Origin of the sequence: Blautia sp. Marseille-P3201T, assembly GCF_900120295.1 — a bacterium.
Classification (GTDB): domain Bacteria; phylum Bacillota; class Clostridia; order Lachnospirales; family Lachnospiraceae; genus Blautia.
The window spans coordinates 19,552-35,122 of sequence record NZ_LT635468.1; the positions used below are offsets into that span (position 1 = coordinate 19,552).

Sequence of the window (15,571 nt, forward strand, 5' to 3'; positions counted from 1 at the left end):
CAGTCGTATTTTTCTGTCTTCTATTTCGGAATTTTCTCCCGGCAGTCCTTCTGCCTAAAGAACATAACGATCGTTCTTCTCAACTACGATTTTAATACCGTCTTCTCCGCTGTAATAGGAATTCGCATGAATGGTATCCCTGCTTTCCACAATACAGTTTTCAATATGTGTGTTGTCCCCTAAATATACATCATTTAAAATAATAGAATTCTTAATCACACAATTATTACCTACAAAAACTTTTTTAAACAATACAGAATTTTCCACCGTACCATTAATAATACATCCACTGGAAATCAAACTGTTCTTTACAGCTGAACCCGGATTGTATTTTGCCGGAGGCAGATCATCAATTTTAGACTGTATTTCCGGATACTGACGGAAGAAATATTCTCTGATTTCCGGTTTTAAGAAGTCCATATTTGTCTTATAATAAGACTCTACTGTAGCGATATTACTCCAGTAAGAATTAATCTTATATCCATAAATACGTTTCAGATTTTTATAACGAATTAAAATATCTTTAACAAAATCGTGACGATCTTCAGCACCACATTTCTCAATTAATTCAATGAGCTGTCTTCTTCGAATAACATAAATACCGGTAGAAATCGTATTGGACTGTGCTACCATTGGTTTTTCATCAAATTCTTCAATTCTGCAGTCCTCATTCATTTTAACGCATCCAAAGCGAGTAGCATCTTCACTCTGTACATCTGTACATACAACTGTGATATCTGCTCTTTTTGCAATGTGATATTCCAAAACCTTATTATAATCCAGCTTGTACACACAATCACCTGACGCAATTACTACATAAGGCTCATGGCTGTTTTTCAGGAAGTCCAGATTTTGATAAATGGCATCTGCTGTACCGCGATACCAAAAACTGTTATCCGGTGTAATGGTAGGAGTAAAGGTGAATAACCCTCCTTGTTTTCTTCCGAAATCCCACCATTTTGAAGAGCTTAAATGCTCGTTTAAAGATCTTGCATTATACTGTGTCAACACTGCTACCTTTTGAATATGGGAGTTTGACATATTACTAAGAGCAAAATCAATGCTGCGGTAGCTTCCCGCTACAGGCATAGCTGCAATCGCTCTCTTATTTGACAATTCTTTCATCCTGTAATTATTGCCGCCGGCAAGAATAATACCTATTGCTCTCATTCTGTCTCACCTTCCTTATTCAATACTTCTCCGCTAGCCAATATTCCATCCGGATAATCTTCCGGTGCAGTAATTCCCACAATTGCCGTATTTTTTCCAATACTTACATTTGACGGAATTACTGTATTTGCTCCTACCGTCGCCAAACCAAAGGAATATACATTTGGTTTAACTTTGTTCGGTACTTCTTCTCCAATTCCCATTACTACGTTGTCACCTACGATTACATTTTCTGCAATGATTGCTTTGTCAATAACATCATGCTCACCAATCGTTGTGCCCTTCATAATAATGGAGTCACGAATAACAGCTCCTTTTTTAATTGTTACACCTGCACCAATTACAGAGTTATGTACTTCGCCGTAAACTTCTGTCCCCTCTCCGATAATACTTTTCTCGACAACAGCGTCTCCGGCAATATACTGCGGTGTGATAACATCACCTTTTGTGTATATTTTCCAGAATTCTTCATACAAATTAAATTCCGGAATAATATCAATAAGCTCCATATTTGCTTCCCAGTAAGAACCTAAAGTACCAACGTCTTTCCAATAGCCGTTATACTCATAAGCAAATAATCTCTGTCCTTTTTCTTTGCAGTATGGGAGAATATGTTTACCAAAGTCACAGCCTGACTGATCTTTTAATGCAATCAAGGCATCTCTTAAAACCGGCCAGCTGAAAATATAAATTCCCATAGATGCCAGATTACTCTTAGGCTCTGCCGGTTTTTCTTCAAATTCTGTAATTCTTCCTGTTTCATCTGTAATTGCCAGACCAAATCTGGACGCTTCTTCCCATGGCACCGGCATACATGCAATTGTCACATCTGCTTTATTTGCCTTGTGGAAATCCAGCATAATTTCATAATCCATTTTGTAAATATGGTCACCGCCCAAAATCAAAACATAATCAGGATTGTAATTTTCCATATATGCTAAGTTCTGGTAAATCGCATTGGCAGTACCTGTATACCATTCCGTATTTGTTTTCTTTTCATAAGGAGGCAAAATGGAAACTCCCCCTACATTTCTATCCAAATCCCATGGAATTCCTATACCAATATGCGTGTTCAAACGCAAAGGCTGATACTGTGTCAGTACACCAACTGTATCTACACCTGAATTGATACAGTTGCTCAAAGGAAAGTCGATAATTCTATATTTTCCTCCGAATGTTACTGCGGGTTTTGCTACCTTTGCAGTAAGAACGCCAAGTCTACTGCCCTGACCACCGGCCAGAAGCATCGCAATCATCTCTTTCTTAATCATGCCATCACCTCTTGTATCTTTATATGTTGCTACCATTATATCACACTACATTTGAAATGTGAACATATTTACCAATTTTTTTTCGACATTTTTATACTTTTTGTTACATTTTACCTATCCTTAACAGGTGTTTTTCAAATAAGGGGTTTCCATTTTAAAGAAATTTGATTATAATTATAAAAAACAAAAAAATTTAAAGAAGGGATTACTATGTATCAAATTGATTTTCATAAACCGCTCCACATTCATTTTATTGGTATCGGAGGCATCAGCATGAGTGGTCTTGCGGAAATACTTTTGGGAGAAAACTTCCCTGTATCCGGTTCTGATTCTAAAAATTCTGAGCTTACTCAGCATCTGGAAGAAAAAGGAGCAAAGATTTATATAGGGCAGAGAGCTTCTAATATTACAGATGACATTGACCTTGTAGTATACACAGCAGCAATTCATGAGGATAATCCGGAATTTGCCTGTGCCAAAGAAAAAAATATACCTATGCTCACCCGAGCAGAGCTTTTAGGACAGATTATGAAAAATTATCAGCTTCCTATTGCAGTAGCAGGAACTCATGGTAAAACAACTACAACTTCCATGATTTCCCATGTGCTTTTAGAAGCCGAAGCTGATCCTACAATTTCTGTAGGTGGTATTCTTCCTGCCATTCACGGAAATATACGTGTAGGTAATTCAGAAACCTTCATTACAGAAGCATGTGAATATACGAACAGCTTTTTAAGCTTTTTCCCGAAAATCAGCATTATTTTGAATATTGATGCAGATCATCTGGACTTCTTCAAGGATTTAGATGACATCCGCCATTCTTTCCGCTTATTTGCTGAAAAACTTCCTGCTGATGGTACCCTGATCATTAACGGAGACATCCCAAGTGTAGAAGAAATCACCAAAAACCTTCCGTGTGAAGTCATTACTTATGCACTGGAAAAAGACGCACAGTACACAGCGGCAAATATTACCTTTGATGAAACTGCTCATGCTTCTTTTGATTGCCTGCATGAGGGACAGTGTATTGGCAGATTTTCTCTTTCCGTACCCGGACTGCACAATGTTTCCAATGCACTTTCTGCCATTGCCTTAGGTATAAAAGCAGGTATTGATTTAGATACCTTAAAGCGAGGTATTCTGCATTTTGGCGGAACAGACCGCCGCTTCCAGTATAAGGGGAAAGTAGCAGGTGTCACCATTATTGACGACTATGCCCACCATCCAACAGAAATCGAAGCCACTTTAAAAACAGCAGCAAATTATCCACATAAGACAACCTGGTGTGTATTCCAACCCCATACTTACACACGTACAAAAGCCTTAATGGATGAATTTGCAGACGTACTGGCAAAGGCAGAACGAGTTATTCTGGCAGATATTTATGCTGCCAGAGAAACCGATAATCTGGGAATTTCTTCCTCTGATTTATGTGACAAAATCAACGAGAGAGGGGGAAAAGCTTATTATTTCCCTACTTTTGATGAAATCGAAGCATTTTTATTAGAAAATTGTATCAACGGAGATGTGTTGATAACTATGGGTGCCGGAGATGTGTATAAAATCGGCGAAAGTATCCTTGGGCAATAAAGTTATCCACACTATCCACCAAGTCTTCCACATGTTCATACCCCTGAGCATGTGGATTTTTTTGTGCATTACACAGTTGACATAATTCGACAGCAGTTGAAGCAAAAATATGTTAAATTCCTTATTTTTTCGACAATTACAGGTTTCCAATAAAAAACCATCCACTTTTTTATCCACATTATCCACATTTCCCACAAATTTCTTTATCCTCTTGTGTTTTTTACTGTCGAAAAAAAAGCTGGTTCTCTTTTCAAAAGTTCTGTGCTATACTGAACTTGATTATTAAAGATAGTATGGAAATGTAAAGGAAGTGTAACATGGGACAATTTAAAGTTTATAACAGCTTTCCGGAGGAATTTACTTTTATTTCTAATTCTTTTCTGGATTTTTATATGCCGTCCGCAAATGGAGAATTTGTAAAAATCTATCTCTATCTTCTACGACATGCATCTGGAAAAGGAACTTCATTAGACTTGTCCTCTATTGCTGATGCTTTTAATTGTACAGAGGCAGATATACAGAGAGCTCTTCGTTACTGGAAAAACTGCGGCGTGCTGGATACCGTTTTGGATGGAAGAGGAAATCTACAGGAAATTATATTCTATCCCCCGGGCGAAAAAGCGACTCCTGTTGGCGAAACTGCAGTCACTTCGGAAAAACCGATGTCTGCCGGTTTCACACTTACACCGGATAAAGTTAAGGAATTAAAAAATGACAGTGAAGTCAAACAGCTTTTATTTATTGCAGAACAGTATCTGGGAAAGAACCTCTCCTCTACAGATATGCAAACTTTATTATACTTATATGATGAGGTAAAACTTTCTTCTGATCTACTGGAGTACCTGATTGAATATTGTGTTTCAAAAGGCAGTACCAGTATGGCATACATTAAAAAAGTAGGCCTGGCATGGGCAGAGCAAAAAATCACTACGGTTACGGAAGCAAAGGAAGAAACAAACCTCTATAATAAAAACTACTTTACCATATTAAGAGCTTTCGGCATTAAAAACCGAAATCCTCTGGATAAGGAAATCCAATATATGAATTTGTGGCTAAATCAGTATGGATTTACTTTGGAAGTTATTTCAGAAGCCTGTAATCGTACCGTTTTGGCAACAGGCAAAGCAAGCTTTTCTTATGCAGACAGTATTTTAGAAAGCTGGTTTAAAAAAGGTGTTCATCATTTATCTGATATCGATGCCTTAGACCAGAGTTTCCAACAGAAAAAAGCTGCAAAAACTGCTGCATCCAAACCTCAGCCTGCTCCACCCAAAAATAAATTTAATAATTTTCATCAGAGAAATTACAACATGGCGGAACTTGAAAAACAACTTCTGAACAAATAAAGTAAGGAGATTTACTGTGTCACTTAAAAATTTTCAATATGATGCGCTTATGCGCAGTTATAATCAGAAGCAGCTTCTTCATAAGCATGAACAGAATAACCGAATTGCACAGGCAGAAGAAAAAATGCCAAGACTGGCAGAAATTCGCAAGGAAATTGCTGCTCTGGGGCTTTTAAAAGCCCGCATTGTCCTGGGCGCTGTAAAAGAAGATGATTTTGATCTTTCCAAGAAAATACAGCAGCTTTCTAATGAGCGTACAGCAATTCTTATGCAGAACGGATACCCTGCAGATTATTTAGATATGCATTATGACTGTCCGCTTTGTAAAGATACAGGCTACATCGGCTCTGAAAAGTGTGCCTGTTTTCGCAAAGCTGCTGTTGATTTACTGTATACTCAATCCAATATTCGGAGCATCTTAAATACGGAAAATTTCAGTCATTTTTCCTTTGATTATTATTCTTCTGATTTTGTAGATGCTGCCAGCGGAATTACTTCTTTAAATTCTGCTAAAAATGCCTATGAAAAATCCTGGGATTTTATTCATAGCTTTCCCTGCGGCAATAATCTTCTTCTTTATGGGGATACTGGTGTAGGAAAGACTTATCTTACTCACTGCATTGCAAAAGAACTTTTAGATCGTTCTTTTTTTGTTTTATATTTTACTTCTTTCGATTTATTTGATTTGTTGTCTAAAAATGCTTTTGAAAAAGACACAGAGGCCGCTGATATGGCACAATTTATTTTTGACTGTGATTTGCTCATTATTGACGACTTAGGGACTGAGCTTACCAACAGCTTTATCTCTTCTCAGCTTTTTTGCTGCATCAATGAGCGAATTATCAATAAAAAATCAACTATCATTTCTACCAATCTTACCATGGAGGATTTTCTGGATACTTATTCAGAAAGAACTTTCTCCAGAGTAACCAGCAACTACACCATGCTGAAACTGGTCGGAAATGACATAAGGATCCAAAAAAGACTTTTAGGAGGAAAATGAAAATGTCACCAATGTCACCAAAAACTGCAACCCCTTTAGATTCCCTTCCTGTAGGACGTCTGGGTATTATTCCATTAAAAAGCTGTGAAAAGCTGGGAAACAAAGTAAATGATTACATTGTAAACTGGAGAAAAGACCGAGACCATCAGGAAAAAAATGACCTGAAATTCGAAGGCTATCAAAGAGAGTCCTATTTAGTAAACGCACAGACTCCTCGTTTTGGCTCAGGAGAAGCCAAAGGTGTTCTGGGCGAATCAGTACGTGGTGATGACCTTTACCTTATGGTAGATGTATGTAACCATTCCCTGACTTATAAAGTTTGCGGACAGGAAAATCACATGTCACCTGATGACCATTTTCAGGATTTAAAGAGAATTATTGCAGCTGTAGGCGGTAAAGCCCGCAGAGTAAATGTAATTATGCCATTTCTCTACGAAAGCCGCCAGCATAAAAGAACAGGCAGAGAGTCTTTAGACTGTGCTCTGGCGCTTCAGGAACTGACGCACATGGGCGTAGACAACATTATTACTTTTGATGCTCATGACCCTCGTGTACAGAATGCAATTCCCCGCCACGGCTTTGAAACTGTTCAGCCTGCTTATCAGTTTATCAAAGGACTGTTTCGTGCAGAGCCTGATTTAGCTGTTGACAGTGAACACTTAATGGTTATCAGTCCTGATGCCGGCGGTACAGGACGTGCTATTTACCTTGCAAACGTGCTTGGTGTAGATATGGGTATGTTCTATAAACGCCGTGATTATTCCACAATTGTAGACGGAAGAAACCCAATTGTAGCTCATGAGTTCTTAGGTGCTGATGTTTCCGGAAAAAACATGATTATTATTGACGATATGATTTCTTCCGGTGACAGTATGTTAGAAGTAGCTGCCCTTCTGAAAAAACGTGGAGCAGGCAAAATCTTTATGTGTTCTACTTTTGGTCTTTTCACCAATGGTCTGGAAAGATTTGATGCAGCTTACAAAGAAGGTATCTTTGACCGTCTGCTTACTACTAATCTGGTATATCAGCCTGACGAATTGTTAGAAAAACCTTATTATGTAAACTGTGATATGAGTAAATACATTGCTTTAATTATAGATACTTTAAATCACGATGGTTCTATCAGCAAACTTTTGAACCCTGTTGAACGTATCAATAAACTCCTTCTGAAACGCAACGAAAGTCTGAAAAAATAAAATATCATCTTGAAATTAACAGATTTCAGGATTATAATAAAAGAAAAAGTTCATATATTTTTTCAGGTCAGGAGGTGCCACTATGAAAGATAAATTTATTCCTATCTTAAGTGTTTGTACTGCGTTATTTGCAATTTTGTATGCCGGCTATGTTTATCAGGTTACACAGAGTATTAGTCTTGTAACAATTGTTCTTTTAATTGCTGGTCTGGCACCTGCAATTCATACGGCATGGAATTATGTGAAGATTAAACTGGAAGAATACGAAAATATGCATTTTAAACATCATTATCATTGCTAATTTTTCTTCATATTATATCGGAGTCAACACCTCCTTTCTAACAGAAAAGGGCCTCGGCTGCATAGCCGAGACCCTTTTCATTAAAGCCTTACAAGAGAAAATGGTATTCCTGCCTTCTCTAAAGCCTGTATTTCCCGTTTATTACTACTAAACAGAAGCACCTGAGATTTCCTTTGGCTAATATATTTCAGCGCCTGTATCAGGCGTTTTTCGTCATACATGGCAAAAGTCTCATCCAGAACCAGTGGAATATCCTCCTCCTGACATAAAATTTCACCACATGCCAGCCGAAGGGCTAAATATACCTGTTCTGCTGTTCCATAACTAACCTGATAAAGCTGCAAACGTTTCTCCCCTGTATCCAAATATATTTCGAAATTCTCAGTTAGAAGAACTCTTTTATATTTTCCCCCCGTTATCTGTGCAAAGATTTCTGAAATTTCATCTTGAAGTTTTTGTCCTGTAAATTTCTGAAGATTTCCTGCAGCCTCCTTTATTTTGGCTTCTGCAATGGAAACAGCCTGTATTTCCTTACGTATTCTCTCTACCTGAACATAATCACTTTTTCTCTCTGCTGCTTCCTCTTTCAGATTTTCAATTTTCATTTGCCTTTCCTGAAGGCTCTCTGCCAAAATTTTTCTCCGTTCCTCTGTTTTGACTTTTTTCTCTGTTCTCTGCTTCTGCTGTTTTTTTTGTAACAGCAGCTTAGACAACCCGGAATAAAGCATGTACAGCAAAAGCGGAAGTACAATAGCCATTATCATACTTTTCCAAACTAATGTACCTAACGCTGCTCCGGCTGCAAGCAAAGCTGCCAAAAGAAAAAATCTTCCTTTTCCTGTATTCCTTTCTTCTTTTACAGGAACTTCCCCTGTGGATCTTTCTTTTAATTTTCTCCGGACGTTTTCTATTTCTTCTTCCTCATGATGAATTTTCGAAATAATTTCCCACTCCAGTTTTTCCTTCTCCAAAAGAATTTCTCTTTCTTTTTGTTCCAGCTCTTTTCTGCGTTTTTTTAAAATTTCTACTGCCTGTTCCGGATGAAAACGAAAATCTCCTGTCCCCTGAAACTCAGACAGGTAATCACGAATTTCTTTCAAAAGCCCTTCTTCTGTTCTGCTCTTTGCCTGTCCTATGGAAACTGTATTTTCATAGACATTCTCTGTGACTCCTCCCAGAAGCATATCCAAATCCCCATGTTCCACAGATAACATTTCTCCGTCAGTCTCACAAATAAGAGTTGGGACTTTCGCAAATTTTCCGAAACCTCTCTCCAGACGGAATTTTCTTTTCCCGCAGGTAAATACCATACTTCCTTCATACCAGTTTCCGTTTTCCCAGGGCATATAACGACTGTAAGTATCTGTCTTGGAAGCTTTTCCTCTGCCTCTTTTCATACCAAACAGCATACTCTGAAGAAATACGTGAATAGTGGACTTACCGCTCTCATTCTCGCCTAAAAGAATGTTTATTCCTTCCTTTAGCTCAATTTCTTTCCCCTGAAATTTCCCAAAGTTCTTTAAAATCAGACGATTAATAATCATAACAATTCCTCCCCTGACTCTAAAAGTGCCTCTACGCCATATTGAAATGCCTTTTCTAAATTTTCTGTTTTTTCTTCCTTCTCAAACAGAGCAAGATATGCTTCCATAATGCTACCTTTGTAGTTTTCCTTTAACTGCTCTTTAGAATACGCCATTGTAGTTTTATCTTCCACATCTCTGATATTTCCCAGCTTATAAAAAGCATCTGTAAAAAATTCTGTATGAGCAGGCTTTTTCCCTTCCAAAAGAATGGTATAAAGATGTTCTTCTCCCTGTTCTTCGATTATCTCCCGTATTGCATTTTCTAAGGAAAATTGTGTACTCTCCTCTTTTGCCTGCACAGAAATTGTTTTGTATTCCCTTATGGATGCCGGAACAAACTCTGTATAAATTTCCCTGTTTCGAATTTCTCCTTTTATATAACCATGAGCACCTGTTTCATTCTTGTCAAGAGGTTCTAAAGAACCTGCATAAATTACTTTATTTTTCTGTAAAACCTGAGGTTTATGTATATGCCCCAGCGCTACATAATCAAATGGTGTATAGAGAAAAGTATCTTTCGAAACAGGGATATGATTTTCATCGCCTCCATGCGCCAGCAAAATATTTACAGGCATAGGAGAAGAAATCTGTATCTGATTATATTTTGGCTCTGAGATTTCTCTGCTGTGGTAACTGAAACCATACACACGAACACCTAAGTCAGGAAACTCCACATAGGAAAGCTCCTCCTTAGAAAGCCAGAAAACATTTTTTGCCCATGAAATTTTTTTGTAGAAAGAATTTTCTTTGATATAATCATGATTTCCTGCAATCAAAACAATTTTTGTATCAGGTATAGAAGCAAATAATGCATTTACTTCTTTTAATTCTTTTAAGAGAGGCTGTCTGTGGAATAAATCTCCGGCAATAAGAAACAGACCGGCATTTTCTCTGCCGGCCTGCCTGATAACATTTTGAAAACTTTCCCAGATTTCTCTGCCTCTGTCATAACTCCAGGAGAAGCCTTTATCCGGCATTGCCCCCAGATGTACATCTGCTATATGGAAAAATTTCATAATACTCCTTTATAATTCACAGTTGTTTACAGTTCTTGGGAATGGAATAACGTCACGGATATTCTGCATACCTGTTAAATACATAACACATCTTTCAAATCCAAGTCCAAAACCTGAGTGACGAGTAGAACCATATTTACGTAAATCCAGATAAAATCCATAATCTTCTTCGTTTAAGTTCATTTCTTTCATTCTCTGGCTTAATTTTTCGTAAGAGTCCTCTCTCTGACTTCCTCCGATGATTTCACCAATTCCCGGAACAAGACAGTCCATAGCAGCAACTGTTTTTCCGTCTTCATTCTGTTTCATGTAGAAAGCTTTGATTTCCTTTGGATAATCTGTAACAAATACAGGACGTTTGTAAACCTGTTCTGTTAAGTATCTTTCATGTTCTGTCTGTAAATCACAGCCCCAGTATACCTTATAATCAAACTTATCGTTTGCTTTTTCCAGAATTTCAATCGCTTCTGTATAAGTAACATGTCCAAATTCAGAATTCAATACATTGTTCAGTCTATCCAACAGTCCCTTATCTACAAAAGAATTAAAGAAGTTCATTTCTTCCGGCGCATTTTCCAGAACATAGCGGATTACATATTTCAGCATAGCTTCTGCCAGCGCCATGTTGTCATCTAAGTCTGCAAATGCCATTTCCGGCTCAATCATCCAAAATTCTGCTGCGTGACGTGTTGTGTTAGAGTTTTCTGCACGGAAAGTAGGTCCAAAAGTATAGATATTACGGAATGCCTGTGCAAAAGTTTCTCCGTTTAACTGTCCGCTTACCGTAAGATTTGTAGGTTTTTTAAAGAAATCCTGTGAAAAATCTACTTTTCCTTCTTCTGTTTTCGGAATGTCATTTAAGTCCATAGTTGTAACCTGGAACATTTCTCCCGCACCTTCACAGTCACTTCCTGTAATCAATGGTGTGTGAACATATACAAATCCCTGTTCCTGGAAGAACTGGTGAATGGCATAAGCGATTAAGGAACGTACTCTGAATACTGCCTGGAAGGTATTTGTTCTTGGTCTTAAATGAGAGATTGTTCTTAAATATTCCATAGAATGGCGTTTTTTCTGCAGCGGATAATCTGCTGCTGAGTCACCCTCTACCATAATCTCAGTTGCCTGAATTTCAAAAGGTTGTTTAGCCTGTGGTGTTGCAACTAAAGTTCCTTTTACTACAATCGCTGCTCCTACATTTAATTTTGAGATTGCCTGAAAGTTTTCCATTGTGTCATGGTATACAACCTGTAATGTTTCAAAAAAGCTTCCGTCATGAAGCACAATAAATCCGAATGTTTTAGAGTCACGGACACTTCTTACCCAACCGCCCACAGTAACTTCTTTATCCAGATATTCTTCTCTGTTTCTGTAAATCTCTTTTACTGTTGTTAACTGCATATCTTTATCTCCTTCTTATCAATCCGTATGCTAAAAAGCTTTGCAATTTCCTTATAGTATATCTCATTGCCCTGTTCAGTGCAAGGCTAAAAAGGATAGAACAATTATTTTAAGTTCTCCGGATTGAGACATTCCAATTCAGGAACTACAAATCTTCCGTCTTTGCGAACCAGAACATCATCAAAATAAATTTCACCGCCGCCGTATTCCGGTCTCTGAATTAACACCAAATCCCAGTGGATTGCTGAATGATTACCGTTTGGCGCATCATTTTCATAACATCTGCCCGGTGTGATGTGAATAGAGCCCTGAATTTTCTCATCAAAAAGAGTATCTTTCATAGGATTTAATACGTAAGGATTTACTCCAATGGCAAATTCTCCTACATAGCGCGCTCCTTCATCAATGTCAAATACTTTGTTAATTCTCTCTGTATCATTGGCTGTTGCCTTAATAATCTTACCGTCTTTAAATTCCAGACAGATATTTTCATAAGTAAAGCCCTGAAATGCGGACGGTGTATTGTAGGACAGAGTTCCGTTTATAGAGTCTCTCACCGGAGCTGTAAACACTTCGCCATCAGGAATATTGCATTCACCGCTGCATGGCACAACCGGAATATCTTTAATAGAAAATGTCAGGTCTGTTCCCGGTCCTGTAATGCGTACCTTATCTGTCTTTTCCATATATTTTACAAGAGGTTCCATTGCCTTTGCCATCTTACCATAGTCTAAAGTGCATACATCAAAGTAAAAATCTTCAAAAGCCTCCAGACTTGTATTGGAAAGCTGTGCCATAGACGCATTTGGATATCTTAAAACAACCCATTTTGTCTTTGGCACACGGATGTTTCCATGAACCGGTGTACTATAATACTGCTCATAAAGATTTAATTTCTCAGCAGGAACATCTGACTTTTCAGATACATTATCTCCTCCGCGGATACCAATGTAGCAATCCATCTGAGACATTTCCTGTCCATCAATTTCTGCCATAAGCTGAAGCTGCTCTTTTGTGCAGTGCAGCAACATTTCCCTTTCTACCTGTGCATCTGTAAAATGTGGAAAAGGAATTCCCCCTGCTTCATACACTTCTTTTATCAGCTGTCTTGCCAGTGCTTTTGTTTCATATCCCACATAATGAATATAAACTTTTTCTCCCTTCTGTACTCTGCAAGAATGGTTTACTAATACTTTTGCCAGTTTTTTAATTCTTTCATCCATAATTTTTTCCCTCTTTCTTTTATTCACTGATTTTTTCTAAATAACAAATGAAAACATTTCCGTTTTCTTCAAACGCTTTTGTGCTGTCATTCATTCCCATAGGAGCTGTTGTCTGCGTGGAAGGATCGTATAAGTAAGTGTTATATCCGTCAAATCCTACTATAACCTTTGGAACTCCGCCCTCGCCTTTTACAATGACAGGTCTTTGTGCACTGGTTTGATATAAAATCTGAGAAAGTGTACAGCCTGTCATATCAATAGCCTGTCCCTGTTTTTGTATCTCTCCCTCTAATTCTTCAATACTAAGAGGTGCTTTTTTCACCGCATCAGGAATATCTCCCAAAGCAATCGTTGCCTTATCGGCTGTATTGCCTCTTTCCCACACATACTGCTGTGTTCGGTTTAACACAACGCCTGCATTGGTATCTGCTGTATTGATTGCTTCTGCCGCATTTCCATAAATCCCCCATAGTTTTCCCATGGCATATACATAATATTCTTCTTTATCTTTTTCTTTCTGCTCCATATTCAGGACAATATCCTTTGTATTTTCAGCAAATTTAGCTTCCATAACAAGGGGTTCCTGTTTGCTGCCGCCTTCGAACTGCAGTCCTATAATATTTGCCTGCCTATCTGTTGTCACAAGCGCCACAGCAAAAGTCTTATCCTGCTTATCTCTTACATTATTTAAAATCTGACTGCTGGTAACTGTTTCGTAATTTTCTCCATTCCACTGTGCCCTTACTATCTCAAGCAAATTATCCTGAAATTTCACATCTGTTATATAATATCCGTCCTCATGGTAAGTTTTCTTTACCTCACCCTCTAAATTCTGAATTCGGATTTCATTCATGGCAAACTGTCCGCCTACAATATCACCCTCATTGGCAATACCATAGACAACATCATCATTCATAAATCCAAATATCCGAAGTTTTGTTCCTTCTTCTGCCTGAATTTTTTCCTGTTTCTGAGTTTCCATGTCCATCATGATAATGGACGTACCGTTGTTTATGTCCATACCATCCAGCCATGCTACATATCTGCCACTTTCTGATACTTTAAAACAATCGTCTTTCACATTTTCCTGCAAAATTTTATATTCTTTGTCTTCCATATGAAACTGATATAAATCCCCATTCAAAACTCTATAGAAATATCCGTTTTTACTGATATAAGTAAACTTTTCAATCTCCTGTTTCAAAAATTCAAAGGACTTTGTACTGGAAAGGAAAAACTTTTCCTCTACCACATTCTGCTCGGCGCTGTAATGATAGATGGAAGTTCCAACACATCCTTCATGCTGTCCTCTGTTCATATAGCCATATAAAACAAAGTCCATATCTCCACTTTTTTCTACTCGTACAAGTTTAATATCATGTTGCGAATAATCATTTCTCTCATCATTACTTCCTAAATCACGGAAACTAAAGATACGGCTTAATTTATTTGTTTTTAGGTTATAAGACCATAAATCTCCCTGCTGTACAAAAGCTACGATCTGACCGGTACTGTCAGAAAGATACTGCACATCTTTATCTGTAACGCCTAAATTTAACCGTCCTTCCGTCACAACAGACTGCTCTGTAGTCAATACCTGCTTTGCACTTCTCTGAAAATCAAGAAGTCTTATTCTGGTCTGATCATAACGCATCCGATAAAATTCATCTACCTGATAACGCTCAATCTCACCTTTCTCATTTTCGGCAGTCATGTAATAAGTAATGGAAAGACTTCCTGTATTTGAATTAATATCTTTAATTGCCGGAATTCCGGGTCTGCTGATTTCCGGCTGTAATTCTTTCCATGTAACCATATCCAAAGTGGAGTGAATATTCAAATCATAAAAACTGTTATTCCCTCCGGAATTATCTGTTTCCAAATATATTCTTAACTCGCTTTTCCCTTCTTCTTCAAAAGTCTGCGTATAAAAACTATTCACAAATTCAATATACTTTTCTGTGCTAAGACCTGCTCTTTGTATCAATCGTGTGTAATAATTCCAGCTTCCATGCTCTGTTTTTAATGTAAAATTCAAAGCATATTCCTGATCCATCAGAATTGATTTTTGCAAAGTAAAAGAAGCTTTTAAAGTTCCGTCTTCCTGTTCTTCAAAATGATTAATTTTATTATTTTCTATGACTTTGCTTCCATCTGAAGTACGAATTTCATACACCAGACTTTCAATTTTTTGGTTATAGGGTGTAATATTGACCTGAAGAGTCTTATCTGTTCCTAAAGGTGTAAGGGTATCTCGCATAAAATCTTCCTGCATATCATTTTTGTACCCATACATACGATTTACCTTCATACCCCCAATTTCCATTGCCATACAAGGAATGGACGCTGTCTGCAAATCGGTTTTATTATCTGTATTCTGACTGTTCATGAAGCAACTAAATCCTGCCACTCCTAAAACAAAGACAATAAACAAAATTAAAATTCTTCTTAGCTTTTTTTTCATTTAA

Annotated in this window: 12 protein-coding genes; 5 read left to right on the forward strand and 7 right to left on the reverse strand. The window is 37.6% G+C overall.

Translation table 11 applies throughout. The annotated features are described in order from the left end of the window. Nucleotides 1-54: 54 nt before the first annotated feature. Together glgD and BQ7352_RS03145 are read right to left on the reverse strand one after the other, a co-directional pair. Nucleotides 55-1,170, reverse strand: a complete 1,116-nt coding sequence (gene glgD / locus BQ7352_RS03140; RefSeq protein WP_072446922.1) for a glucose-1-phosphate adenylyltransferase subunit GlgD — start codon at nt 1,168-1,170, stop codon at nt 55-57. Then, nucleotides 1,167-2,441 carry a glucose-1-phosphate adenylyltransferase gene (locus tag BQ7352_RS03145; protein ID WP_072446923.1) on the reverse strand — a complete coding sequence of 425 codons (1,275 nt, stop codon included), beginning with the start codon at nt 2,439-2,441 and terminating at the stop codon, nt 1,167-1,169. Before BQ7352_RS03145 ends, glgD begins: the two co-directional genes overlap by 4 nt. Before the next feature lie 210 nt (nt 2,442-2,651). On the opposite strand from BQ7352_RS03145, the gene murC reads away from it, so the two are divergent. The 5 genes from murC (at nt 2,652) to BQ7352_RS03170 (ending at nt 7,877) form a co-directional block, all read left to right on the forward strand. Continuing rightward, nucleotides 2,652-4,031, forward strand: a complete 1,380-nt coding sequence (murC, locus tag BQ7352_RS03150) for a UDP-N-acetylmuramate--L-alanine ligase (protein ID WP_072446924.1) — start codon at nt 2,652-2,654, stop codon at nt 4,029-4,031. A 317-nt stretch (nt 4,032-4,348) separates the two neighbouring features. Further along, nucleotides 4,349-5,377, forward strand: a complete 1,029-nt coding sequence (locus tag BQ7352_RS03155) for a DnaD domain protein (RefSeq protein WP_072446925.1) — start codon at nt 4,349-4,351, stop codon at nt 5,375-5,377. A 16-nt stretch (nt 5,378-5,393) separates the two neighbouring features. After that, the gene (locus tag BQ7352_RS03160; protein WP_072446926.1) at nt 5,394-6,380 is read left to right on the forward strand and encodes an ATP-binding protein; all 987 of its coding nucleotides are present in this window, start codon (nt 5,394-5,396) and stop codon (nt 6,378-6,380) included. A 2-nt stretch (nt 6,381-6,382) separates the two neighbouring features. Then, on the forward strand, nt 6,383-7,576 hold the full coding sequence (locus tag BQ7352_RS03165) for a ribose-phosphate pyrophosphokinase (RefSeq protein ID WP_330390352.1): 1,194 nt from the start codon (nt 6,383-6,385) through the stop codon (nt 7,574-7,576). Between the two features lie 82 nt (nt 7,577-7,658). Next, on the forward strand, nt 7,659-7,877 hold the full coding sequence (locus BQ7352_RS03170; RefSeq protein ID WP_072446927.1) for an intracellular septation protein: 219 nt from the start codon (nt 7,659-7,661) through the stop codon (nt 7,875-7,877). An 80-nt stretch (nt 7,878-7,957) separates the two neighbouring features. On the opposite strand, the gene BQ7352_RS03175 is transcribed toward BQ7352_RS03170, so the two are convergent. The 5 genes from BQ7352_RS03175 to BQ7352_RS03195 all read right to left on the reverse strand — a co-directional run bounded on the left by BQ7352_RS03175 (nt 7,958) and on the right by BQ7352_RS03195 (nt 15,567). Then, nucleotides 7,958-9,421, reverse strand: a complete 1,464-nt coding sequence (locus BQ7352_RS03175) for an AAA family ATPase (RefSeq protein ID WP_072446928.1) — start codon at nt 9,419-9,421, stop codon at nt 7,958-7,960. Then, entirely contained in the window at nt 9,418-10,479 is a 1,062-nt protein-coding gene (locus BQ7352_RS03180) for a metallophosphoesterase family protein (protein ID WP_072446929.1), read from the reverse strand. Before BQ7352_RS03180 ends, BQ7352_RS03175 begins: the two co-directional genes overlap by 4 nt. 9 nt (nt 10,480-10,488) lie before the next feature. Next, complete coding sequence (asnS, locus tag BQ7352_RS03185) at nt 10,489-11,880, reverse strand: asparagine--tRNA ligase (protein ID WP_072446930.1); 1,392 nt, start codon at nt 11,878-11,880, stop codon at nt 10,489-10,491. Between the two features lie 104 nt (nt 11,881-11,984). Then, nucleotides 11,985-13,103, reverse strand: coding sequence for an aminopeptidase (locus BQ7352_RS03190; protein ID WP_009246877.1), 1,119 nt, complete (start codon nt 13,101-13,103; stop codon nt 11,985-11,987). Between the two features lie 19 nt (nt 13,104-13,122). Further along, nucleotides 13,123-15,567, reverse strand: a complete 2,445-nt coding sequence (locus BQ7352_RS03195) for a hypothetical protein (RefSeq protein WP_072446931.1) — start codon at nt 15,565-15,567, stop codon at nt 13,123-13,125. Between the last annotated feature and the right edge of the window lie 4 nt (nt 15,568-15,571).

Excerpts from the sequence above, each read along its gene's own strand:
- BQ7352_RS03165 (WP_330390352.1), top strand. The coding sequence starts at position 6,383 with ATGTCACCAATGTCACCAAAAACTGCAACCCCTTTAGATTCCCTTCCT.
- BQ7352_RS03175 (WP_072446928.1), bottom strand. The coding sequence starts at position 9,421 with ATGATTATTAATCGTCTGATTTTAAAGAACTTTGGGAAATTTCAGGGG.
- glgD (WP_072446922.1), bottom strand. The coding sequence starts at position 1,170 with ATGAGAGCAATAGGTATTATTCTTGCCGGCGGCAATAATTACAGGATG.
- murC (WP_072446924.1), top strand. The coding sequence starts at position 2,652 with ATGTATCAAATTGATTTTCATAAACCGCTCCACATTCATTTTATTGGT.
- BQ7352_RS03195 (WP_072446931.1), bottom strand. The coding sequence starts at position 15,567 with ATGAAAAAAAAGCTAAGAAGAATTTTAATTTTGTTTATTGTCTTTGTT.
- BQ7352_RS03170 (WP_072446927.1), top strand. The coding sequence starts at position 7,659 with ATGAAAGATAAATTTATTCCTATCTTAAGTGTTTGTACTGCGTTATTT.
- asnS (WP_072446930.1), bottom strand. The coding sequence starts at position 11,880 with ATGCAGTTAACAACAGTAAAAGAGATTTACAGAAACAGAGAAGAATAT.
- BQ7352_RS03145 (WP_072446923.1), bottom strand. The coding sequence starts at position 2,441 with ATGATTAAGAAAGAGATGATTGCGATGCTTCTGGCCGGTGGTCAGGGC.
- BQ7352_RS03155 (WP_072446925.1), top strand. The coding sequence starts at position 4,349 with ATGGGACAATTTAAAGTTTATAACAGCTTTCCGGAGGAATTTACTTTT.
- BQ7352_RS03190 (WP_009246877.1), bottom strand. The coding sequence starts at position 13,103 with ATGGATGAAAGAATTAAAAAACTGGCAAAAGTATTAGTAAACCATTCT.
- BQ7352_RS03180 (WP_072446929.1), bottom strand. The coding sequence starts at position 10,479 with ATGAAATTTTTCCATATAGCAGATGTACATCTGGGGGCAATGCCGGAT.